This window comes from Marinobacter lipolyticus (genome assembly GCF_018424605.1).
Taxonomy (GTDB): Bacteria; Pseudomonadota; Gammaproteobacteria; order Pseudomonadales; family Oleiphilaceae; genus Marinobacter; species Marinobacter lipolyticus_B.
Window position 1 is genome coordinate 17,283 of record NZ_QTKT01000014.1, and the last position, 22,554, is coordinate 39,836.

Genomic DNA, 22,554 nt, shown 5'->3' on the forward strand with positions numbered 1-22,554 from the left:
TAAGCTCGCGGGCCGTTTGCAACATTATACGGACAGGGCTACCTCCGGGGCTCACTGACCCGCCGCAACCTGTGCGGCGGCGGGGCCAATGCACCGCCCTCTGTCGCCGTATAGTGGTGAACTCCTTGCAACTCTTTACGTTTTTACACAATCAGGGCCAGCAAATCCGTCTAATATGAGAGGCGGCTCACAGCCTTGACCAACAATAACACCTGAACAACAAGACGTGAAAATGAGGCGAACAGCCATGAAGCCAGCAGACACAGATCTGTCCCAATATCGGGTGAAGGGAGAGATTCCGATTCCAACCCTGATCGGCTGGCTGACTCTGGCCGCCGTGCCCCTGCTTATTCTGTTCGCCTACCGGTCTTCACTGCGGGGCGACCCCCTCACACCCATCCTGCTGCTGGTCTTCGCGGGGCTATTGGCTGCCAATGGGTTGATCTATCTGCTGACCAGGCACAGCACGCTTCAGCGCCGCGGCTTCATCACCGTCATCACCGTCCTGTTCACTTACCTGGCCGTGCGAGCAGTCGAGGACGGCTCAGCCATCATCTGGCTGTTTGCCTACCCTCCCATCATTTTCTACATCAGCCAAGCCAGGGTCGGCGTGCTGGCCTGCTCAGGCGGGCTGGCGGCTGTTGCATTGCTGTTCAGCCCACTTGGCGATCTGGTATTCGATTCTCCCTACAGCACCAGCTTCCGGCTCACCATGCTGGCGGTTCTGGCATTCGAAATGTCGACCTGTTACGTGCTCGACCAGAGCCGGCGACGCAGCAAACTCAGTTTGCTGAAACTGGCCCGGGAATTCGAGTACGCCGCCAAACACGATGCGCTGACCGGTCTCGCCAACCGCCGCGAAGTCATGGCGCAACTGGATAGCGAGTACCAACGCTACCTGCGCAACGCGCGGGAGTTTTCGGTATTACTGATGGATATTGACCTGTTCAAGAGCGTCAACGACAACTACGGCCACCATGTAGGCGATGAAATGATCGTGCTGGTCGCCACCACCCTCCGGGAGCAATGCCGCAAAGTGGATACCCTGGCTCGCTGGGGCGGCGAGGAGTATCTGGTGCTGCTGCCGGAGACCGGAACGGCCGAGGCCGTGCAGACCGCCAATCGTATCCGGGAGTCAGTGGGCAGCAAAACCATCAACGCTGAAGAACAGGCCATCGCCGCGACCATCAGTGTTGGCGTCGCCACCATCAGCGGCTCGGAATCCGTCGACCGCCTTCTGCAACGGGCCGACGAGGCGCTCTATCGCGCCAAAACCCTGGGGCGCAACACCGTTTGCCACGCCGAGAGTTCCGCGGTACCAGAGCCCGCCTGAGAGGCTACCAGCCGGAGCGGTATTCCACCTGCTCGTGACCGAGCCCGGCTACCAGCTCTTCCGCCAACCTGGCGGACAGCCCGGTCACCGTCGCGGCCGGCGAGAAATCACTCACCTGACACATGGGCATGCCAGCGAATCCGCAGGGATTGATCCGTCTAAACGGCTCCATATCCATGGCGACATTCAGCGCCAGACCGTGAAAGGAACAGCCCCGGCGAACCCGCAACCCCAGAGATGCAATCTTGGCGCCGTTCACATAAACCCCCGGGGCATCCGGGCGGGGTGCTGCCGTGATGCCCTGCTCCGCCAGCAACCTGACGATAGCCTGCTCGATCACATCCACCAGCGTGCGCACGCCGAACTTCAGACGCGTCAGATCAATCAGCAGGTAAATCACGAGCTGCCCGGGGCCGTGGTAGGTCACCTGACCACCACGGTCCACCTGAATCACCGGGATATCGCCGGGTGCAAGAATGTGTTCCGCTTTGCCAGCCTGCCCCTGGGTGTACACCCGGGGATGCTCCAGGCACCAGAGTTCGTCCGCAACGGCGGCGTCGCGGCCCGCCGTGAAGGACTTCATGGCCTCCCAGGTCTCCAGGTAGGGCTGAACTCCCAGTGAACGGACAATCAATTGCGGCATCGGATCAAAGTACCATGTGAACCCGGCCGCTCGCCTTCAGTTCCTCGAACAGTGCCTTAAGCTGCGCCTCACCGGTGGCCACGATCTTCAGCTGAACCGATGAAAAACGCCCGCCGCTGCTGCTGTTCACCGAAATATCCGCTTCCTGGATCCCCGGTGCGTGCTGCTCCACCACCTCCACCACAAACTCGGTGAAATCGGGTGCGGCATTGCCGATGACCTTGATCACATAGTCACAGGGAAACTCGATTTTTGGTGCTTTCGGCTCACTCATGCCGGCTGACTCCTGAAGCCCATCAGGCCTTGATTAGAACAACTGGATAAAGAACAGTTTGATGGCATCCCACAGGCGCTTGAACAGACCGCCCTCAGGCACATCCGTCAGCGCCAGGACCGGCTGATCCACGATCACCTCGTCTCCCAGCTTGACCTGCACCCGGCCCAGCTCATCCCCGACCTTGATGGGTGCCTTGATCACCGAATCCAGATCCACTGTGGATTCCAGCGAATCGCGGGAGCCACGGGGAATGGTGACGTTGACATCGCGGGTCACCCCGACCGACAGTTGGTCGTCACGACCACCCCAGATCCTTGCCTCGATCAATTCCTGGCCGGCACTGAACAGCGTTTCACTCTGATAGTAACGGAAGCCGTAGTTGAGCATTTTCTGGACTTCCTGGGCCCGTGCGCCGGTGCTGTCGGTACCCATAACCACCGCAATCAGGCGGGTGTCGTTGCGCTTGGCGGAGGCCACCAGACAGTACCCTGCCTCCTCGGTGTGGCCGGTCTTCAGGCCGTCGACGGATTCATCACGCCACAGCAGGCTGTTGCGATTGGGCTGGCGGATGTTGTTGTAGGTAAAGTGTTTCTCGGCGTACAGCGGGTAGTTTTCCGGGAAATCGTTGATGATCGCTTTGGCCAGCAGCGCCAGATCGTGGGCGGTTGAGAAATGATCGGGTGCCGGCAGCCCGGTGGCATTCTGGAAGTGGGTATCGTTCATGCCCAGCAGCTGGGCCTGCTGATTCATGATGTCCACAAACGCGCCTTCGCTGCCGGCAATGAATTCCGCCAGCGCCACGGAAGCGTCGTTACCGGACTGGATGATGACACCTTTGAGAAGATCTTCCACGGATACCTGGGTGCCTTCCTGAACAAAGGTCCGCGAGCCCTCGGTGCGCCAGGCATTGACACTGATGGGCACCATGTCGGACATCGAAATCCGCCCTTCATCCAGCTCGCGCTCAACGATGTAGGCCGTCATCATCTTGGTCAGGCTGGCCGGCGGCAGGCGCTCGTTGCTGTTCTCGTCCATCAGGATCTGCCCGCTCAGCGGATCCATGAGAATGTAGGAACTGCCCGCCACCTGGGGTGGCAAGGGTATCAGCACCGTCTGGGCAACGGTCTGGGCAGCAGGCAGCAAGACCAGGAGCAGAACTGCAGTGAGTACGCGGAAAACAGAATTCATCGCCATGGGTCCAATCATTCGTCGTTAAGGGTGTGTGTACTTATTAGTGAGAATCGGTCAGCAGTATGGTCTGGCCGAATCCCCGGTTTTCAAGCCTCGTCTGGGCTTTTCGTGCATCATCCGGATTGCTGAAGGGGCCAACCTGAACCCGGTGAAAACGTCCGGACGCCGTTTCCACTTCGCGGACGCGCAACGGATCGGCAACCGCATCGCGGGCCCTGCCCATCAGGGTTTCTGCCGGACTGCGGCTGCTGAACGAGCCGAGTTGCACGAAAAGCGCCGACTCTCCGCTGCCCACCGCGGGCTGCGCGGCAACCCGTTCCACCGGCACCGGGGCGGCGCTGCCGGGATATGGCCGGCCGGCGAGCGACATGGTGCCGTCTTTCGCCACCGTGATGGCCGCCACTTCCACCCGTGCCGTTCCCCGGCTCTGATAGCCCAGCTTCTTGGCCGCGGCGTAGGACAGGTCGATCAGCCGGTCACCGTGAAACGGCCCCCGGTCGTTGACACGGACCACCACCGAACGGCCATTGTCCAGATTGGTCACCCGCGCGTAGCTGGGAATCCTCAGGCTTTTGTGGGCGGCGGTCATGGCGTACATATCAAACACCTCGCCATTGGAGGTTTTGTGACCGTGGAACTTTTCCCCGTACCAGCTGGCGGTGCCTCGCTCAACGTAGCCATCGTTACTGCCGAGGACCGAGTACTGTTTTCCCCAGACTTTATAGGACGACATGTTGCCGGCTGAGCGGGGCGCCTCATAGCGGGGCTTGGCATCCACCAGACCTGACGCGTCAAAATTGCCGTCGGGCGCCCGGTCCTGGGACAGGGTGTACCGCGACGAATGATCGCTTTCAGGAGCCGGTGAAGAGGCACAGCCTGACACCACGAGGACGGAGACCGCCATCAGCAGCAGCGTTGCGGGAAACTTGATTACCACCGGTCAGGATTCCTCTGTGTTTTTGGTTGTCTCGTTCGCGTCGGCAAGCCCTCGGGCAAGCTCCCCCGCCAGCTCCAGCACCGCCATGGCATACAGATGACTGTGATTGTAGCGGGTTATGACGTAAAAGTTGTGGTACGTCAGCCAGAGTTCCGGGCCATCGGCGCCTTCAAGGCGAATGGCCCTGGCGGCAGAATGGTCTTTCACCGCCAGCTCCGGCTCCAGCCCCGCCTTGCGGTAGTCACTGACCGTCAGCTTTGGTTTCAGTTCCCTGGTCAGCAGCGGTGAGTCCATGGCGAGGCGGTCTTCGACCGGTTCGGCAACCGGCCCGCCCTCGCGCCAGTGGTGGGCGCTGAAATAGTTGGCAACGCTGCCAATGGCGTCTACCGGATTGCTCAGCAGGTCCGCGACGCCGTCACCGTCGAAATCGATGGCGTAGTGACGGTAGCTGCTGGAAATAAACTGGCCGTAGCCCATGGCCCCGGCGTACGAGCCCTTCACCTGCAACGGGTCAAACCGCTGCTCGCGGGTCATCAGCAGGTACTGGACCAGTTCACTGCGAAAAAAACGGCTGCGAGGCGGATAATCGAAGGCCAGCGTGGCCAATGCGTCCAGCACCCGGTAGTTTCCCAGGTAGTTGCCGTACCAGGTTTCCACACCAATAATCCCCGCGATGATAGGCGCGGGTACGCCAAACTCAGCCTCTGCACGGGCAAAGGCGTCTTTGTGCGTCTGCAGGAACGCCACGCCCTGTTCGATGCGCGCGGGTTTAATAAAAATCCGACGGTATTCGCCCCAGGTCAGAGTCCGCTCCGCCGGTCGGCTGATCGACTCCAGGATCTTGTCGACGCGAGTGGCCTCCGCCAGCAGTGCTTCGACCCGGTCACCGTCGAAACCATATTTCGCGACCATCTCATCAATCAGTGCACGACCCTCGGCCGTCGCGGCGTAACCTTTGGCCTGGGCAAACGAAACGGGGGAGATGGAAAGGATCGTGACCAGAAAAACCCGGCAAACAGAGCGGCAAAAATCCGAAATACCTACAGCTGTCATGACTTACCTGTGAAGTGATGGCCCATCGGTGAGTTCTGCTCGGCGGCTACATTACCACGGAGCACGAGTGGCGAACCATTACCCACCGTCCATGGTCAGGCGCTGATCATGCGCCGGTGAGTATGAATGGACATCAGCACACCAAAGGCCGCCATCAGCGTTACCCCCGACGTGCCGCCATAGCTGACCAGTGGCAGGGGCACGCCGACCACCGGCAGCAGCCCGCTCACCATGCCAACATTCACGAAAATGTAGATGAAGAAGGTCATCGTCAACGCGCCGGCGAGCAACCGGCTGAAGGAATCCTGGGCCGTGGCCGAAATATAGAAACAGCGCAGAATGATCAGCAGATAGAGGGTCATCAGCGCCAGGATGCCGATAAACCCGAACTCCTCGGCCAGCACCGCAACAATGAAGTCGGTATGGCTTTCCGGCAGGAATTCGAGGTGGGACTGGGTGCCCTGCAACCAGCCCTTGCCATCCACGCCGCCGGACCCGATGGCGGTCTTCGACTGGATAATGTTCCAGCCAGCGCCCAGCGGATCACTTTGCGGGTCCAGCAGGGTCAGCACACGCTGTTTCTGGTAGTCCCGCATCACGAAGAACCACATCAACGGCGCCGCCACCGACACCATGGCAACGAACGCGCCAATCAAACGCCAGCTCATGCCGGCAAAAAAGACCACAAACAGGCCGGCCGACCCCACCAACAGCGAGGTACCCAGGTCAGGTTGGAGGATGACCATCGCCATGGGTGCCAGCACAATAACCAGTGCCACGGCCACCCGCGACAGTCTTGGCGGCAGGAAATGCCGGGACAGATACCAGGCGGTCATGATGGGTACCACCAGCTTCATCAGCTCGGATGGCTGGAACCGCGGCAGCCCGGGCAACGCCAGCCAACGCTGGGCCCCCTTGGCGCCTACGCCCACCAGCAGTACCGCCAGCAGGCTGGCAATACCCGCCACGTACAACCACGGCGCCCAGCGCCGGAACACCGCCGGGTCGAGTTGCGCAAACACCAGCATCACCACCAGGGCCACCGCCATACGGATACCCTGGGCCTTGACCACTTCGATATTGCGGTCCGCACCGCTATACAACACCACCAGGCCACCGCCGATCAGCAGTAACAGCAGCACCAGCAGTATCGGATCGATGTGAAAGGCAGACCAGCGGTTGCGGGGTGCGGTCAATGGCTGATGGGCCGACTGCCCGAGCGACTTACCCAGCATCAGTTCGCGCCCCCGTTGGCAGCACCGGAGACCAGGGGTTCGCCCGCGTCGGGAAAGCCGAGCAGCCAGGCATCGAACATGGCCCTTGCCACCGGCGCGGCGGTGCCACTGCCACTGCCACCATTTTCGACAATGACGGAAACGGCAATCTGCGGATCGTCCACCGGCGCGAATCCGACGAACAGGGCATGATCCCGCAGCCGCTCGCGAATTTCTTCCTCATCGTATTCCTCGTCTTCGGCCAGGCTGAACACTTGGGCGGTGCCGGTTTTCCCCGCCATCCGGTAGGGAGCCCCACTCGCCGCACGACGCGCCGTTCCTCTGGTGCCGTGCATGACCTCTGCCATGGCATCGACCACGAACTCCCAGTCATCGGGATTCTTCAGAATCAATGGATCGTGATCCGGCGGCGGCAGGAATTCTTCAGCCGACCGATCGCCTTTGATGGACCTGAGCAGGCGCGGCTCCACCCATCGCCCGCGGTTGGCTAGCAACGACGTGGCGGTGGCCAGTTGCAGGGGGGTTGCCAGCATGAAGCCCTGACCAATCCCCATGTTGACCGAGTCGCCGGGGTACCAGGGCTCGTTGCGCACGGCACGCTTCCAGTCCCTCGAGGGCAGCAGTCCGCTGAGTGCCCCAGACACATCCAGCGTCGCGTCCTCACCGAAGCCGAACTGGGCCAGATAGTCATACATGGTGTCGACACCCATTTCGACAGCGATCTCGTAAAAATAGATGTCACAGGATTCGGCCACCGCGTCGGTCAGGTCCACCCAACCGTGCCCGCTGCGCTTCCAGTCACGGTAGCGCCGGCCACCGGATTGCAGTTGAAAGAAGCCGGGATCCCAGATGGTTCTGTCACGCGTGGTGACACCGCTATCGAGCGCGGCCACCGCCAGCATCGGCTTGAGGGTTGAACCGGGCGGGTACTGACCGCGCAGAGCCCGGTTGAACAGTGGCTTGTCGACGTCCTGGCTGAGTTCACGATAGTTGTCCACGCTGATGCCGGTGACAAACTGATTGGCGTCAAAGCCGGGCACGCTGGCAAGCGCGAGTAGCCCGCCGGTTTTCGGCTCCACCGCCACGATTGCGCCACGCCGCCCGTCCAGCAGTTGGTGGGCGAGACGCTGCAGCCGAAGATCCAGATGCAACACAATGTCTTCCCCCGGCACCGGGTTCTGACGTTCCAACACTCTCAGGGTGCGCCCCCGGGCGTTGGTTTCCACGTGCTGGTAGCCGACCTGACCGTGCAACAGCGCCTCGTAGAAGCGTTCAATGCCCGACTTGCCGATGTAGTTGGTGCCGGCGTAGTTGACCGGATCGATCCGCTGCAGTTCTTCGCGATTGATCCGACCGACAAATCCCAGGGCATGGGCGGTCAGCTCACTGTGCGGATAATACCGAACCAGTTCAGCAGAAACCTCCACCCCCGGCAATTCGTGGCGCTGGACCGCGAGGCTGGCAATTTCCTGTTCGTTGAGATCGTAGCGCAGGGGTAACGGCTGGAAAGGACGTCGGGGCTCTCGCAACCGGCGCTGAAAACGTTCCATGTCATCCTCCGAAATCGCGAGGATGGATGACAGCCTGCTGAGGGTTTCTTCCATGCCGTCGACACGTTCGGGCACCACTGTGACGCCGAATACCGGGCGGTTCTCGGCAAGCAGTTCATTGTTGCGGTCGTAGACCAGCCCGCGGGGCGGCGCTACCGATTGCACCTGTACCCGGTTCTTGTCGGAGAGTGTGGTGTAGATGTCATGCTCGACGATCTGCAGCTGATACATGCGCGCCACCAGAATGCCCAGCATCACCAGCACAACGCCCAGCATCACCATCGTGCGCCGCTGAAAGAGGCGGCGTTCGGCGGCGACGTCTTTGAACTCTCCCCAGGGCATGATGTGTCCTAAGCGCGATGATAGGGATGGTTGCGGGTAATCGTCCAGGCGCGATAGAGCTGCTCGGCCAGCAGGATTCTTACCAGCGGATGGGGCAGCGTCAGCGGCGAAAGGGACCAGAGCTGGTCAGCCCGCTGGCGGCAGGCATCTGCCAGGCCATCCGGACCACCAACCAGAAAACTCACGTCGCGACCGTCCTGCTGCCAGAGCTCGAGCTGGCTGGACAGCTTCTCGGTCGACCAGGGCCGCCCACCCACTTCCAGCGCAACCACACGATCCCGCGTACCGGCGGCGGCCAGGATTGCGTCGCTCTCTTTCTGCATCAGCCGGGGGATATCCGGATTCTTGCCGCGATGGGCCATGGGAATTTCTACCAGTTCAAGCGGCAGTTCCGGCGGCATTCGGCGCGCGTAATCGTTATAACCCTGGCTGACCCAGTCGGGCATTTTCTGCCCCACACAGATCAGACGTAACCTCATTTTTACTCGCTGCCTGCAACACCCAGATCCGGGGCATCGCGCCAGAGGCGCTCAAGATCGTAAAACTCGCGGGTGGCCGGCATCATCACGTGCACCACCACGTCGCCAAGATCCACCAGAATCCAGTCGCTGACGTTGCTGCCCTCAACATTGCTGGCGCGAACCCCCTGCTCTTTCGCCTCGGCGACAACAGACTCCGCCAGGGACTTCACGTGACGGTTGGACGTGCCGGACGCCAGCACCATGTAATCGGTAACGCTGGTACGGTTCCGAACGTCAATCACACTCACATCCTGTGCTTTAACATCCTCAAGTGCACTTATCACCAGATCTTTCAGTTGCTCAGCCTGCATAATCACCCTGTCGGACGGGTGACGGCATCTGCGGCCACCCGAAAAGTCATATTCAGCTGCGATTGTAGCACTAAAACCCGCCCTCAGGGCACGCGCCGTAGAGCCCGAGACGGCAAATTTCCCGCCAGACCGGGTCGGGCAGAAGGTAGCGCGGCGATCGACCGTCTGCGATCCGCGCACGGATGCCGGTCGCGGAAATATCCAGCAGGGGCGGATCCAGCACCAGAAAGCGACCGCAGGGGGCCGCGTGAAGGTCTTGCGGCTCCTCCGCGGCGCGCTCGCGCAACAGCGTTGCCGCGGCGCTCTGCGGGTTCAGCTGAGGCCCGGGGCGGCGAACCACCACCACATGGGCGAGCTGCGGAATCGCTTCCCACTCACGCCAGCGGTCGAAACCGGCAAAGGCGTCGGTACCGACCACCATGACCAGCGGCTCGTGCTCACCCAGCTCGGCGCGCAGTTGCCGCAAGGTGTCGGCGGTATAGGATGCGCCCGCCCGCCGCAGTTCGCGGTCGTCAACCGTCAGCCCGCGCTCGCCGGCGATCGCCAGTTCCAGCAGCCGCAACCGCTGCTCACTGGTCGCGCCGGTCTCACCCCGATGAGGCGGGATGTGGCAGGGCACCAGCGCCACCTCGTCAACACCGAGCCGGTCCCTGAGCTCGATAGCAAGCCGCAGGTGGCCGTGGTGAACAGGGTCGAAGGTACCGCCGTAGATCACGTGCATGGCCAATCAGGTCCGCACGTGGCCGTCGCCGAAAACCACGTACTTCTGGGACGTAAGCCCCTCCAGGCCCACCGGACCGCGGGCGTGGATCTTGTCGGTGGAGATGCCGATTTCCGCGCCCAACCCGTATTCAAAGCCGTCGGCAAAGCGGGTGGAGGCATTCACCATTACGGAGCTGGAATCCACCTCGGTGATAAAGCGACGGGCCCGGGTGTAATTCTCGGTGATGATGCTGTCCGTGTGCTGGGAACTGTACCGGTTGATGTGGGTGATGGCACCGTCCAGGCCGTCCACCACGCGCACTGCCAGAATCGGTGCCAGGTATTCCGCCTCCCAGTCTGCCTCGGTGGCGGCGGTTACTGACGGCACGATCGCCCGGGTACGCTCGCACCCCCTCAGCTCCACGCCCTTTTCCGCGAACGCGCCGGCCAGCAGCGGCAGCATATCATCGGCGATCTCGACGTCCACCAGCAAGGTCTCCATGGTGTTACAGGTGCCGTAGCGATGGGTCTTGGCGTTGACCGCCACCTTCAGGGCCTTTTCGGGATCGGCATGACTGTCGATGTAAACGTGGCACACCCCGTCCAGGTGCTTGATGACCGGCACCCGCGCATCACGGCTGATGCGCTCGATCAGCCCCTTGCCTCCGCGGGGTACGATCACATCGACATACTGCGGCATGGTAATCAGCTCGCCGACGGCGGCGCGGTCAGTGGTGCTGATCACCTGCACCGACGCTTCCGGCAGACCTGCCTCTGCAAGCCCGCGGGCCAGGCACGCGGCAATGGCCTGGTTGGAATGGATCGATTCCGAGCCCCCGCGCAGAATGGTGGCGTTGCCGGACTTGAGGCAAAGGCTGGCGGCTTCCACGGTCACGTTCGGGCGGGATTCGTAGATGATGCCGATGACACCCAGGGGCACCCGCATTTTACCCACCTGAATGCCCGACGGACGGTAGGTCATATCGGTAATCACGCCAATCGGGTCCGGCAGCGCAGCAACCTGCCGCAGACCTTCGATCATGGTATCAATGCGCGGCGCAGTCAGCTCCAGACGATCCAGCATGGCGGAATCAAGACCGTTCTCGCGCCCGCGGGCAAGGTCCTTTGCGTTGGCCGCGGCCAGCTCGGCGCGGGCAGCGTCCAGTGCCTCGGCGGTCGCCAGCAGGGCACGGTTGCGCACTGCCGTGGTTGAACGGGCCACGGCGGTGGCTGCCACCCGCGCCTGTTGCCCGACGCCAGCCATGTAAGCTGCAATATCCATTCGTTTACCTTTCGTTTTGATAGCCAGAATCACAATTCAGGCAGTAACTTTACCTTTCCCGATTCAAGTACGCATCCCAAACCATTATTATACCGCTGCTGGTGGATTTGCCCGCCACTCACTGAACGGCGACCGGCGCAGGCTATTCCCCGCAACCTGCGGTATGCTGAAACAAATGGATGTCCGGGAGAGGATGGATACTATGGCCCAGCTGGCCGAAAAATTCCTGTTGAGCCGCCTGTCGCGCGCCGGAGTGGTTATCCTGGTGGCGATTGCAGTTCTGGCGGGCCTGTCCGGAGACTCCCTGACCGCGGTCACTGCGGTGACCGCTGCCGCTCTGGTGTTCACCGGGCGCGCGTTTCATCCACACCGGGCCGACGCGCCGTGGCCGGTGGTTAACCGGCTGGTGTTCTGCGGCTTGCTGATGTTGCTGGCCAGCAGTCTGTGGGCCGGCCCCTGGAGCCTGGTGCACTGGCTGTACGGCGCGCCCCTGCTGGCGTTTGCACTGCTGTCACTGACCTGGGCGTCGCTGGTGACCCTGGTGTGCTCGCTCCTGGCCATGGGTGCCACCCACTGGTCAGCGGGGCTGCCGGAACGCCATCAGATGATCAGCGCGTTCTTGCTGACCATCATGCTGTCCGCACTGCTGGTGTTTCTGCGGGAGTACAAATCCCGCCAACTGGCGCCGCTGCGTCGCACCGACGAACTGACCCAGGCGGCCAGCCGCGAATACCTGTCCGCCGACCTGCACAAAGAGATCCAGCGCAGCGAGCGTGAGGGCACCGAGATGTCGCTCATCATGATCGGCCTGGATACGCACTTGAGCGACAACGATCCCGATGCCGATATTCGCTCCATTCTCCCCCGCATCGGTCGTTATCTGCACTCCCAACTGCGGGATTTCGACACCTATTACCGAGTGGCCGACCTGCAGTTTCTGATCATCCTGCCGGGCATCTCCACCTCCGACGCCGCCGCACGCGCCGATACCATCCGCAAGGGCCTGCGGGCACTGCTGGTGTCCCACGGCCTGGAACTGACGGTGAGCGCAGGCATTGCCGGCCTCAACATCGGCGACAACGCTGACAGCCTGCAACAGTCCGCGGCCAACGCCCTGCGACGGGCCCAACTGCAGGGCGGTAACCGGGCACAGTCCTACAGTGCCTGGTCACACCCCGCGTCTGCCACCTCGGAATCCGAAACCGGAGGGCCCGCCGCATGACCGAGACCCGCCTGCGCACGTACACCCATTTGGCCGGTTATTGCCTGGCCAGCCTGTTCATCGCCAGCCTTGCCTTCCAGAACCTGCGTTACGGCTTTTACGGGCTGTTCTATCTGGCCGCTGGCATGGCAGCACTGACTCTGGCCGGCGCCGGTTACACGTTTCTGTGCCGGCGGCATCAGCTTTCGGCCCCGGGCCACCTGATCATACTGGCGGCGCTCAACTGCGGCCTGGTGGCGGCCATGTACGCCATGAAAGCGCCGGGCATCAGCCACTGGAGCATGCCGCTGATCCTGCTCAACCTGCTGATTCTGCCCCTGCGCCAGGGCGTCATCCTGTCGTTGCTGCTGTTGCTGGCACTGGGTGGATTCCTGCTGTTCAGTCAGCCGCTCCAGCCCGCACTCACACTGCTGACCGGCGGCCTGGCCCTGATCACCATCGGCTCACTGTACATCTGGCACTATAACCACATGGCCCAGTCTGCCGAGGATCTGGCGATCACCGACCCGGTGACGGGTGCCCATAACGCCCGCTTTCTGGATGAAACCCTGCAGAAAGAGATCAGCCGCGCCATCGCCACCGGGCACAGTCTTTCGGTCATCACCCTTGCCATTGATTACGCCGACGAAGCCGAAGACCTGCACGGCAAAAACGGGCTGCAGACGCTCTTCCGCGACGTTACCCAGCACCTGTTCGGCGTGATTCGCGCCGGGGATACGCTATACACGCTCGATCAGTCGGAGTTTTTCCTGATCCTGCCGTTCACGCCGGAGGAAGGTGTCCGCGTGAGCGCCGAACGTATCCGCCGAACCATTGCCGAACACAACTGGCCAGTGGTCGGCAAGGCCACCGTCAGCCTCGGCTGCACGACCAGAGGCTCGGGCGACACCCGCACCGACACGCTGCGCAAGCGCGCGCGGCAGGCCATGGAAGAGGCCCGTAAACGCGGCGCCGATTCGGTCTGGTTCCTGCCGGGAGACGCCACCGGGTCATGAGTGGCAACTGGCTGACGTCGCTCTCCGCCTGGCTCGCCGCCAACCCGGAATGGCTCGCCGTGGCCATGTTTGCAACGGCGTTTGCAGAATCGCTGGCCATTGCCGGCATCCTTATCCCCGGCGTGGCCATCATCTTTGCGGTTGCGGCGCTGGCGGGCAAGGTCAGCATGCCACTGGGTGAGGTTCTGTTCTGGGCCGCAATGGGCGCCATTCTCGGTGATCTTGTCAGTTTCGCCCTCGGCCGCCTGTGTCAGGGCAAACTCGACCGGGTCTGGCCGCTGAGCCGCTACCCGCGGATCATCGCAAAGGGCGAGAACTTCTTTTACCAGTACGGCGGCATCAGCGTGGTGATCGGGCGATTTGTCGGCCCGGTGCGCCCGGTGATCCCGTTGGTTGCCGGGGCGTTACTGATGCCCTGGCGTCGGTTCCTGGCGTTCAATCTGGCGTCAGCTGCTGGTTGGGCGCCGGTCTACGTAATCCCGGGTTATCTGGTGGGCAGTGCGCTGGCGTCGGACATGCAGCCGCCGGCCCACTTCTACCCGGTTCTTGCCATCAGCCTGGGCACCCTGTTACTGATCTATCTCACGGTGTTCCGCTTCCAGCTCGGCCTTGGTCACGACAGCAAGGCTTACCTCTGGCTGGCCGAACGTATGGCGCGCTACGACGCCACGCACCGCTTCTGGCGGCTTTATTCCAGCGAACGCCCCGCCCAGGCCGGCGAGTTTCCCCTGCCCTCACTTTCTCTTGCCCTGGGCACCACCGCGCTTTTCCTGATCTGGGGCCTGCTCACCACCGGCACGCATTTGCTGCAACCGTTTGACCAGGCGGTTGCCCAGTGGTTTTCGGTGCTGCGCTATCCGCTGTTCGATCCGTTCATGGTGTTTCTGACGGTCATCGCCGACCTACCGGTACTGATGGCTGCCGCAGGTCTGCTGTGCCTGGCCCTGGGGTTCCGCGGCTTCTATGGCGCGGCAGTGCATGTCATGCTGGCGGCCGTGGTTACGTTCGCCGTGGTGTGGCTGCTGAAAACCGCCACCGCCATTCCACGACCTGACGCAGTGCTCGCCCCGCCCGCCTCCGGTGCCTTCCCCAGCGGCCACACGGCGGGCATCACGGTACTCTGCACCCTGCTGGCCAGCTTCGTCGCCCGCGAAGGCCGTCATCGCAAGCGCTGGCGGACCTATCTGCTGTTCAGCGCGCCGATCGTGCTAGTGGCGGTGAGCCGGCTTTATCTCGGGGTCCACTGGTTTACCGATGTGGTGGGGGGGCTGCTTCTGGGGTTGGCGATAACCGGTTATATCCGCGCCAGCTACAGCCGATACGACCGCGTGCCGCTGACGGCGGATGTGTCGTTCGTTGCGGCGGCCCTGGCCTGGGGAGGCTGTACCGCCTTCTATGTCTGGCAGCGCTGGCCCGAGGCCGTTCTGTTCTACTCTCCGCTCTGACGATGCCGCCGGGGAGCGGGCGTGTCAGTCCTGCTCGAGCGCTTCCAGCAGCGTCTGCAGCCGACTCAGGCGCGCCAGCGGGTCCTGCAGTTCCACCAACCGCTGCTTTTCCTGCTTGTCCAGCGGCAGCAACTCGGTGAGCCGCCAGCCCACGTCACGGGCGTCCTGGTAGTCGACCTTCATGTCCAGATCACGGATAACCGGATGCCGGAACAACGCTCTGAGCACAGAAGGCAGTTCGGTATAGCGTTCGGGCACCTCGCATTCGGCCTCGTCCATCAGGCATTCGACATCGCCAAGGTTGAGACCGTCCGGCGCCTGCCAGCTGCGCACCACCGACACCTTGCCCTCCCCTTCCACGGTGATGCCCAGCAGGCCGTTCTCAAGCTGCTGGAAATCGATGATGCGGACGTAGGTGCCAATATCGTAGAAGGCCGCCTCTTTCTTGGTTTCCAGACCTTCACGCAGCAGCACCACGACAAAGCCCCGATCCTCCTTCAAACAGCGGGTCAGCATGTCGATGTAACGGGGCTCGAACAGCTGCAGAGGAATCCGCCCTTTCGGCAATACGATCGAGTTCAATGGAAAGAGGGGTACGTTCATCGGGACAACGGGCACCTTTGAGTTAGCTCCGAAATTACCATCATGCAGCCTCAGTGTATCGACAGCAGCTTGTGAACCTCTTCCACCCTCGCGCGGGCTTCCGTCAGCAGCTGCAGGCTGCGCGATGCATTCAGTTCCAGTTCGCCCAGTCTCCGGTAGGCCGGTACCTCGTCAAATGCGGGCAAACTGGCATTCTGACTGGAACCGATCATGGAGTGCAACTGGGCGACAATCACCACATCCACCAACTGAGGCTCGGGATCACGGCTCTCATAGCCCCAATCCTCGGCGTGGCGAACCGCTTCGGTGAACGAGGCGGGGAACGACCAGCTCTCCAGCATTGCCGTGCCCACGTCCGCACGAAGTTCCGCTACCGCATGGGCCAGATTGGCCTGATCCGCAAACAGGTTAACGTGATGTTCCGCCTGAACCAGCACCGGCACCACCCCGATATCGTGCAGCAACCCCGCCAGCATGGCTTCCTCAGGGTTCAGGCGCGTAGCACCGTCGGCCAACACCCAGCTCAGGGCCGCGACCTCACGGGAATGGCGCCAGAGCCGATCCATTTCTTTCTGCAGCGCCGGCTGCCGGGTCTTGAACACTTCCCGCAGCGCGAACACGGTGACCAGTTGACGGGTGGTGCGCATCCCCAGCCTGACCACCGCCTCGCGCACGTTGCGGACATCACTGAACCCGCGGTACAGGGGACTGTTACTGGCGCGCACCAGCTTTGCCGCCATCGCCGGATCCGCCGCCACCCCCTGTGCGACCTGGTTGGCACTGGAGTCGTCGCGATCCACGAGACGGCGCACCTTCCAGGCCACATCCGGCACACTGGGCAGGCTGATCTGATTGGAGCGCAATTCAGCGTAGAACTCCATCAGCAGATGGTGTTCCTCACTCTCCCCACTGTCGACATCATCGCCCGCCTCCATTTCCGCCTGACGAACAGGCGCGGCACGCAGTAACTGATTGAGAATATCCTGTTCCACCACCAGCAACTCGCATGGGCGCACCGCCGTCACGTTATACATGCGCGGCTGCAAGCGAGCGATGGGATTGACGGCTTTCTCGCCGTCGGCATCAATCAGCGATTTGCGACCGTCCGCGGATTCCAGTTCCACCACTCCGGCCACCAGGAACAGGTCCATGCCGTCACGAACACCCCGTTCCGCCACTTTCTGACCCGGGCCGTGAACCCTGCGCTCGGCACGGCTGGCCAGAACAACCAGCTGTTCATCCGTCAGCCGGTTCAGCGGCTGAAACTGTCTGAGGCGACTCAGCGGCAGGCTTTCCTGGCCAGCCATAAACATCTCCTTTAACGGCGCTCGTTTCCGTATCCAGACGCTACGGTTCTTTCCCTTCGTTACCTATTGTAAACACGGACCCGCAAAACAACCATGCGATCAGGGTCGAATCTGGTATCCTTTGCCCCTTCCATTCTGAACACAGGCAACAACAGAGAGACCAGAAGCCCATGCCTCAGTATCGTTCGCGGACATCCACCGCAGGCCGTAACATGGCCGGTGCCCGTGCGCTCTGGCGCGCCACCGGCATGAAAGATGACGATTTCGGCAAGCCGATCATTGCGGTTGCCAACTCTTTTACCCAGTTCGTTCCCGGCCACGTTCATCTGAAGGATCTGGGCCAGCTGGTCTGCCGCGAAATCGAGGCGGCCGGTGGTGTTGCCAAAGAATTCAATACCATCGCCGTGGACGACGGGATCGCCATGGGGCACGACGGCATGCTGTACTCCCTGCCATCCCGCGAGATTATTGCCGACTCGGTGGAGTACATGGTCAACGCCCACTGCGCCGATGCGCTGGTGTGTATCTCCAACTGCGACAAGATCACCCCGGGCATGCTGATGGCCGCCATGCGCCTCAACATTCCGACCATCTTTGTATCGGGCGGCCCGATGGAGGCCGGCAAGACCAAGCTGTCCGAGCACAAGCTTGACCTGGTGGACGCCATGGTGATTGCCGCCGACCCCAACGCCGATGATGAAACCGTGGCCGAATACGAGCGCAGTGCCTGCCCCACCTGTGGCTCCTGCTCCGGTATGTTCACCGCCAATTCCATGAACTGCCTGACCGAGGCCATCGGTCTGGCACTGCCGGGCAACGGCTCGCTGCTGGCCACCCACGCCGACCGGGAACAGCTGTTCCTGAAGGCCGGCCGACAGATTGTGGAGAATGCCAGACGCTATTACGAGCAGGACGACGCCAGTGTGCTGCCACTGAGCATTGCCTCCATGGCCGCGTTTGAGAATGCCATGGTGATGGACATCGCCATGGGCGGCTCCACCAACACCATTCTGCATCTGCTGGCTGCCGCGCAGGAAGGCGGCGTGCCCTTCACTCTGAACGAAATCGACCAGCTCTCCCGCAAGGTGCCCCAGCTCTGCAAGGTGGCCCCCAACTCCCCCAAATACCACATGGAAGACGTTCACCGTGCCGGTGGCATCATGGGGATTCTCGGTGAGCTGGAGCGTGGCGGGCTGATCAACACCGATCTGCCGACGGTGCACAGCAAGACCATGCGCGAAGCCCTGGAAACCTGGGACATCATGCGCAAGCCGCCAGCTGAAGTGGTGGAGATGTACAAGGCTGGCCCGGCCGGCATCCCGACCCAGACGGCGTTCAGCCAGAGCACACGCTGGCCGTCGCTGGATGGTGACCGGGAAACCGGGTGCATCCGCGCGGTGGAACACGCCTACTCGGCCGAGGGTGGTCTGGCGGTGCTCTATGGCAATATCGCCCTGGACGGCTGCGTGGTCAAAACCGCCGGGGTGGACGAAAGCATTTATGTCTTCGAAGGCAGGGCCCGCGTTTTCGAAAGCCAGGACTCCGCGGTTGCCGGAATCCTGAGCGACGAAGTGAAGGCCGGCGAAGTGGTCATCATCCGCTACGAGGGCCCCAAGGGTGGTCCCGGCATGCAGGAGATGCTGTATCCGACCAGCTACCTCAAATCCAAGGGCCTGGGCAAGGACTGTGCCCTGCTGACCGATGGCCGGTTCTCCGGCGGCACCTCCGGGCTCTCCATTGGCCACGCGTCGCCGGAAGCTGCCGCCGGCGGTGCGATTGGACTGATCGAGAACGGCGATTTAATTCGCATCGACATCCCCAACCGCAGCATCAACGTGGAACTGGACCAGCACGAACTGGACCGTCGCCGCGCCGAGCGTGACAGCCGGGGCTGGAAGCCTGAGTTGGCGAGGGATCGCAAGGTGTCTGCGGCGCTCAAGGCCTATGCACTGCTGGCCACCAGCGCTGACAAAGGCGCGGTCAGAGATCTCAGCAAGCTCGACTGAGGCCGGTTGCCGCCCACAAAAAAGCCCGCTCAGGCATTACCCCAGGCGGGCTTTTTTAATGGGTCAAGGATCAGAACAGCGACCAGCCGCCGTCGTCGTCCTCTTCCACCGCATCGTCTTCCTCCGGCGCAGCCTCGGTTTCCGCCGTCGATTCAGAGGCACCGGTATCGGCGCTGGTGTTGGCATTGGCCGGAGCTTCGGCCGGCTGGGACGCCGCCTCATCCATCGGCACCATACCCAGCGCCGCCTTGGTCGCCTCGTTCAGCTCCCCCGTCGCCTCCAGGCCCTGATCCTGCTGAAACGAGCGCAGCGCAGAGCGGGTGGCCTCGTCCATCGTACTGTTGACGTTGCCCACTTCATAGCCGGCACCGTAGAGGGCGTTCTTGAGGGCAACGGTATCGTCCGCCGCGGCCGCGGGGGCTGCAGCGAACGCGAGCGCGGCGGTCAGCGCTGCAATAGCCAGCGGGTTTCTTGTCGATGTTTTCAAGCGCATGGAATTCTCCTGGAACTCGCCTGATACCACCTGGGTACCAGTTCTTCTTTTTATGGGTGTGGCGCCTGTCCCCACTGGGACGGCATGCACGCAAAAGCCTAACATACTTTCGCTCACCGGCGCCCTAAACGCCATCGTTCCGGTTTTGCTGCGGCGCCGGAAGGTCTGTCGGGGCGACGGCCGACTCGCCGCCAAACTCCCGGATAAAGATGCCCCAGAAGGCCATGAACAGCGCTGCCACCAGTGGCCCCATGACAAACCCGTTGATGCCGAACATCACTATTCCGCCAAGGGTGGATAACAGCACAATGTAGTCCGGCAGCTTGGTATCCCTGCCCACGAAAATGGGGCGCAGAACGTTATCGGCCAGCCCGATGACCACGGCGCCGTAGGCCGCCAGCACAATCGCCGGCACCACCTCTCCGACCGCCGCCAGATAGACCGCCACCGGCACCCAGACCAATGAGGCGCCGATGGCCGGGATCAACGACACAATGGCCATCACAACGCCCCAGAGCAGAGCGCCGGTAATCCCCAGAATCCAGAAGATCAGACCGCCAAGGGCGCCCTGAATGATGGCGATCAACAGATTGCCCTTCACCGTGGCGCGGGTCACTTCCGCAAACTTGGCGAACAACAGGCGCTCGCGGGCATCGCCCAGTGGCAACGCGCGGATCAGCAGGTCCACCAGTTTGTTGCCGTCGCGCAGCAGGAAAAACGCCAGGTACACCATCAGCGCCAGACCGAGAAAAAACTGGAAGGTGTTCTGGCCCAGGCCAAGCGCCTGTTTCGCCAGGAACTGGCTGCCGCCCACAAAAATGCTGACGGCACGGTCCCGCAGCTGGCCGAAGTCGATATCGAACTGGGCCAGGAAGGCCTCAATGGCAGGGAAGGACTGATTGATCTGGTCAATGTACTGCCCGGGACGGATCTCGCCGCTCTGGATCTTCTGGTAAAGCCCCAGCCCCTCGGCAACCAGGGACGTCACCAGGATAACCACCGGAATCACCACGATCACCATGCAGATGGTGAGCGTCAGCAGTGCCACAATATTGGGCCGGTCACCCAACTTTCGGGACAGGGCTTCCCGCACCGGGTGAAAAATCAGCGCAATGGCCACCGCCCAGAAAATCGGCCCAAAAAACGGCTTCATAAGCAGAATGAAAGCCAGGGAGACCCCCACCAGCAGAGCAAGAAAAGTCCGTGTTTCCAGTTTTGCGTACATACCTACAGCGTTCCCCGATGACGATTTCCGGTTGGCAGGCCTAAGCCTAACACGCCCCGTGGCCACTGCCGCCTTTTTGCAGGTATAGTGGTCGGTTATTGATCAGTAATAAAACAGGTCAACCCATTGCACGACGACGAATTCAGCACCGAAACCGCCCTGGACGCCGCCAGCGCCCTGCACCGCGTGCTCGCAGCCCGCACCCACCGCCGCAAGGTGATGGGGCAGGAGGTGCTGGTACCCGGCCAACTGGGCGAGGCGTTGCACCTGCCGCGCATCATCCGCCGGCTGCAGAGCAAACAGCAGAAACAGCGTGAGCTGGGCCTGGAGGAGTTTCAGGACCTTTGGCCGACGCTGTCGCCGGCGACCCGGGACAAGGTGCTGGACCGTATCGGCTGGTATAACCCGAAGGAACTCGACTGGGAGGACAAACGCTCCAACCGTCGCCCACTTCCGGATGCCGATACCTGATGCCTGGCCTATAGTGAACGTTAGTGGACACCGGCACGTACCTGTTTATCGGTTACTGCAGGGTCCGCCGTCTTGGAACTGTCATACGGCACTCTTATGTTAGGGATACTGAGGAGGTCTACCATGATTCAACAGGAACATTACAACGCCATTGCCGCGGAAGGGAGCGCCGTGCCAATGTTGCTTTGCGGACACTGCCACTCCACCCTGCCCCGCGCACGCCTGATTCGTAACGACGGCGAACGCTTCAAGGACTTTTGTTGCCAGATTATCGGCCTCTGCTCCGCCGACGATTGTGGGGCGGTGAACTGCTGCGACCAGGCCCTGTCAACGCTCGACGACCCCGAGCTGCTGTTCCGGATCGCGTCCTGATTCAATCCGGCAACGCACTGTTACCTAAACCAAACACAGAAAATTCCCATCTGATTTATCCTGTTCTGAGTTCAGGCTGACACCATTTCAGCCACGCAACCACTCAGTCAGGACAGTCGATGGGCATGCGTATTCTGCGAACCGACGAGACCCGCTTCGAGGGTCTCACGGATTACCCCTTTGCACCGCATTATCTGGATCTCGAGCCGGATCTGAGGATGCACTATGTGGACGAAGGTCCCGCCGCCGCAGCGCCGGTGGTGATGCTCCATGGCGAGCCCTCGTGGTCTTATCTCTACCGGCACATGATTCCGCTGGTTGCCGCAGCAGGGCATCGCGTTCTGGCGCCCGATCTGATCGGCTTCGGCAAGTCTGACAAGCCCGCCGCTGTCAGCGACTACAGTTACGAAGGCCACATTGGCTGGCTGACACGCTGGCTGGAAGCCCTCGACCTTACCAATGTCACACTGGTGTGCCAGAACTGGGGCTCGTTACTGGGGCTGCGGCTGGCGGCGGAAAATCCGCGCCGTTTCCAGCGCATCATCGTGGGCAACGGCATGCTGCCGACCGGAGAGAGCGCCATTCCGCCGATCTTTACGCTGTGGAAGGCCTTTGCCACTCACAGCCCCTGGTTTCCGGTCGGCCGGATTGTCCAGTTGGGCACCGAACGTACCCTGAGCAAGGCCGAACTGGCCGCCTACGAAGCACCGTTCCCCGGTGCCGAGTACAAGGCCGGCGCCCGGGCGTTCCCGAAACTGGTGCCGGTCACGCCGGACGATCCCGCCAGCGAGGCCAACCGGGCCGCCTGGAAAGTGCTGGAGAAATGGCGTAAGCCGTTTATTACCTGCTTTAGCAGTGGGGATCCGATCACCCGGGGCGGGGATCGCCACATGCAAAGACGCATTCCCGGGGCGTTCGGCCAGCCCCACATCACCCTCAGCGGCGGACATTTTCTGCAGGAAGATTCCCCGGAGGACTTTGCGCGCATCATCAACGACGCGCTGAAATCCGAGCTGGCGGCCTGAGGCCCGCCAGCTC

At 62.0% G+C, this 22,554-nt stretch carries 23 protein-coding genes; 8 read left to right on the forward strand and 15 right to left on the reverse strand.

The genetic code is table 11. From position 1 onward, the window contains the following. The first annotated feature begins 247 nt into the window (after positions 1 to 247). A complete protein-coding gene (locus tag DYI22_RS15695; protein ID WP_228301085.1) occupies positions 248 to 1,333 on the forward strand; it encodes a GGDEF domain-containing protein in 1,086 nt (361 codons plus the stop codon). Positions 1,334 to 1,337: 4 nt separating this feature from the next. Here the strand turns inward: DYI22_RS15695 and lipB are convergent, their stop codons facing one another. From lipB to DYI22_RS15750, 11 genes are all read right to left on the reverse strand, one after another. Then, positions 1,338 to 1,976, reverse strand: a complete 639-nt coding sequence (lipB, locus tag DYI22_RS15700; protein WP_213479012.1) for a lipoyl(octanoyl) transferase LipB — start codon at positions 1,974 to 1,976, stop codon at positions 1,338 to 1,340. Between the two features lie 4 nt (positions 1,977 to 1,980). Continuing rightward, on the reverse strand, positions 1,981 to 2,250 hold the full coding sequence (locus DYI22_RS15705) for a YbeD family protein (RefSeq protein ID WP_213479013.1): 270 nt from the start codon (positions 2,248 to 2,250) through the stop codon (positions 1,981 to 1,983). A 33-nt stretch (positions 2,251 to 2,283) separates the two neighbouring features. Next, a complete protein-coding gene (locus DYI22_RS15710; RefSeq protein ID WP_213479014.1) occupies positions 2,284 to 3,447 on the reverse strand; it encodes a D-alanyl-D-alanine carboxypeptidase family protein in 1,164 nt (387 codons plus the stop codon). Between the two features lie 37 nt (positions 3,448 to 3,484). Next, the gene (locus tag DYI22_RS15715; protein ID WP_213479080.1) at positions 3,485 to 4,348 is read right to left on the reverse strand and encodes a septal ring lytic transglycosylase RlpA family protein; all 864 of its coding nucleotides are present in this window, start codon (positions 4,346 to 4,348) and stop codon (positions 3,485 to 3,487) included. 36 nt (positions 4,349 to 4,384) lie between these two features. Further along, entirely contained in the window at positions 4,385 to 5,434 is a 1,050-nt protein-coding gene (mltB, locus tag DYI22_RS15720; RefSeq protein WP_213479015.1) for a lytic murein transglycosylase B, read from the reverse strand. Between the two features lie 95 nt (positions 5,435 to 5,529). Then, positions 5,530 to 6,669: a rod shape-determining protein RodA gene (gene rodA / locus DYI22_RS15725; RefSeq protein ID WP_213479016.1), complete on the reverse strand. Its 1,140-nt coding sequence runs from the start codon at positions 6,667 to 6,669 to the stop codon at positions 5,530 to 5,532. Then, on the reverse strand, positions 6,669 to 8,561 hold the full coding sequence (mrdA, locus tag DYI22_RS15730) for a penicillin-binding protein 2 (RefSeq protein WP_213479017.1): 1,893 nt from the start codon (positions 8,559 to 8,561) through the stop codon (positions 6,669 to 6,671). Before mrdA ends, rodA begins: the two co-directional genes overlap by 1 nt. 8 nt (positions 8,562 to 8,569) lie before the next feature. Then, positions 8,570 to 9,040, reverse strand: coding sequence for a 23S rRNA (pseudouridine(1915)-N(3))-methyltransferase RlmH (gene rlmH / locus DYI22_RS15735; protein ID WP_213479018.1), 471 nt, complete (start codon positions 9,038 to 9,040; stop codon positions 8,570 to 8,572). 2 nt (positions 9,041 to 9,042) lie between these two features. Continuing rightward, on the reverse strand, positions 9,043 to 9,393 hold the full coding sequence (gene rsfS, locus DYI22_RS15740; RefSeq protein ID WP_213479019.1) for a ribosome silencing factor: 351 nt from the start codon (positions 9,391 to 9,393) through the stop codon (positions 9,043 to 9,045). Positions 9,394 to 9,463: 70 nt separating this feature from the next. Further along, the gene (gene nadD, locus DYI22_RS15745) at positions 9,464 to 10,114 is read right to left on the reverse strand and encodes a nicotinate-nucleotide adenylyltransferase (protein ID WP_213479020.1); all 651 of its coding nucleotides are present in this window, start codon (positions 10,112 to 10,114) and stop codon (positions 9,464 to 9,466) included. A gap of 6 nt (positions 10,115 to 10,120) precedes the next feature. Continuing rightward, complete coding sequence (locus tag DYI22_RS15750; protein ID WP_213479021.1) at positions 10,121 to 11,377, reverse strand: glutamate-5-semialdehyde dehydrogenase; 1,257 nt, start codon at positions 11,375 to 11,377, stop codon at positions 10,121 to 10,123. Positions 11,378 to 11,579: 202 nt separating this feature from the next. On the opposite strand from DYI22_RS15750, the gene DYI22_RS15755 reads away from it, so the two are divergent. The 3 genes from DYI22_RS15755 to DYI22_RS15765 are packed head-to-tail and all read left to right on the forward strand — an operon-like array spanning position 11,580 to position 15,039. Next, positions 11,580 to 12,599 carry a GGDEF domain-containing protein gene (locus DYI22_RS15755; protein WP_213479022.1) on the forward strand — a complete coding sequence of 340 codons (1,020 nt, stop codon included), beginning with the start codon at positions 11,580 to 11,582 and terminating at the stop codon, positions 12,597 to 12,599. After that, positions 12,596 to 13,594 carry a GGDEF domain-containing protein gene (locus tag DYI22_RS15760; RefSeq protein ID WP_213479023.1) on the forward strand — a complete coding sequence of 333 codons (999 nt, stop codon included), beginning with the start codon at positions 12,596 to 12,598 and terminating at the stop codon, positions 13,592 to 13,594. The genes DYI22_RS15755 and DYI22_RS15760 overlap by 4 nt, the downstream gene beginning before the upstream one ends. After that, a complete protein-coding gene (locus tag DYI22_RS15765; RefSeq protein WP_213479024.1) occupies positions 13,591 to 15,039 on the forward strand; it encodes a bifunctional DedA family/phosphatase PAP2 family protein in 1,449 nt (482 codons plus the stop codon). The genes DYI22_RS15760 and DYI22_RS15765 overlap by 4 nt, the downstream gene beginning before the upstream one ends. Positions 15,040 to 15,063: 24 nt before the next feature. On the opposite strand, the gene DYI22_RS15770 is transcribed toward DYI22_RS15765, so the two are convergent. Further along, positions 15,064 to 15,642 carry an LON peptidase substrate-binding domain-containing protein gene (locus DYI22_RS15770; RefSeq protein WP_213479025.1) on the reverse strand — a complete coding sequence of 193 codons (579 nt, stop codon included), beginning with the start codon at positions 15,640 to 15,642 and terminating at the stop codon, positions 15,064 to 15,066. A 50-nt stretch (positions 15,643 to 15,692) separates the two neighbouring features. Continuing rightward, positions 15,693 to 16,949, reverse strand: coding sequence for an HDOD domain-containing protein (locus tag DYI22_RS15775; RefSeq protein ID WP_213479026.1), 1,257 nt, complete (start codon positions 16,947 to 16,949; stop codon positions 15,693 to 15,695). 170 nt (positions 16,950 to 17,119) lie between these two features. On the opposite strand from DYI22_RS15775, the gene ilvD reads away from it, so the two are divergent. Continuing rightward, on the forward strand, positions 17,120 to 18,955 hold the full coding sequence (ilvD, locus tag DYI22_RS15780; RefSeq protein ID WP_213479027.1) for a dihydroxy-acid dehydratase: 1,836 nt from the start codon (positions 17,120 to 17,122) through the stop codon (positions 18,953 to 18,955). 70 nt (positions 18,956 to 19,025) lie between these two features. On the opposite strand, the gene DYI22_RS15785 is transcribed toward ilvD, so the two are convergent. Together DYI22_RS15785 and DYI22_RS15790 are read right to left on the reverse strand one after the other, a co-directional pair. Next, positions 19,026 to 19,448, reverse strand: coding sequence for a peptidoglycan-binding domain-containing protein (locus DYI22_RS15785; protein ID WP_213479028.1), 423 nt, complete (start codon positions 19,446 to 19,448; stop codon positions 19,026 to 19,028). 124 nt (positions 19,449 to 19,572) lie between these two features. Further along, complete coding sequence (locus DYI22_RS15790) at positions 19,573 to 20,673, reverse strand: AI-2E family transporter (RefSeq protein WP_213479029.1); 1,101 nt, start codon at positions 20,671 to 20,673, stop codon at positions 19,573 to 19,575. 126 nt (positions 20,674 to 20,799) lie between these two features. Between DYI22_RS15790 and DYI22_RS15795 the strand changes: the two genes are divergently transcribed. The 3 genes from DYI22_RS15795 (at position 20,800) to DYI22_RS15805 (ending at position 22,541) form a co-directional block, all read left to right on the forward strand. Next, positions 20,800 to 21,144, forward strand: a complete 345-nt coding sequence (locus tag DYI22_RS15795) for a hypothetical protein (RefSeq protein WP_213479030.1) — start codon at positions 20,800 to 20,802, stop codon at positions 21,142 to 21,144. Positions 21,145 to 21,267: 123 nt separating this feature from the next. Continuing rightward, positions 21,268 to 21,516 (forward strand): hypothetical protein, encoded by a 249-nt coding sequence (locus tag DYI22_RS15800; protein WP_213479031.1) that lies wholly within the window; start codon positions 21,268 to 21,270, stop codon positions 21,514 to 21,516. Between the two features lie 125 nt (positions 21,517 to 21,641). Further along, the gene (locus DYI22_RS15805; protein WP_213479081.1) at positions 21,642 to 22,541 is read left to right on the forward strand and encodes a haloalkane dehalogenase; all 900 of its coding nucleotides are present in this window, start codon (positions 21,642 to 21,644) and stop codon (positions 22,539 to 22,541) included. Positions 22,542 to 22,554 lie beyond the last annotated feature (13 nt).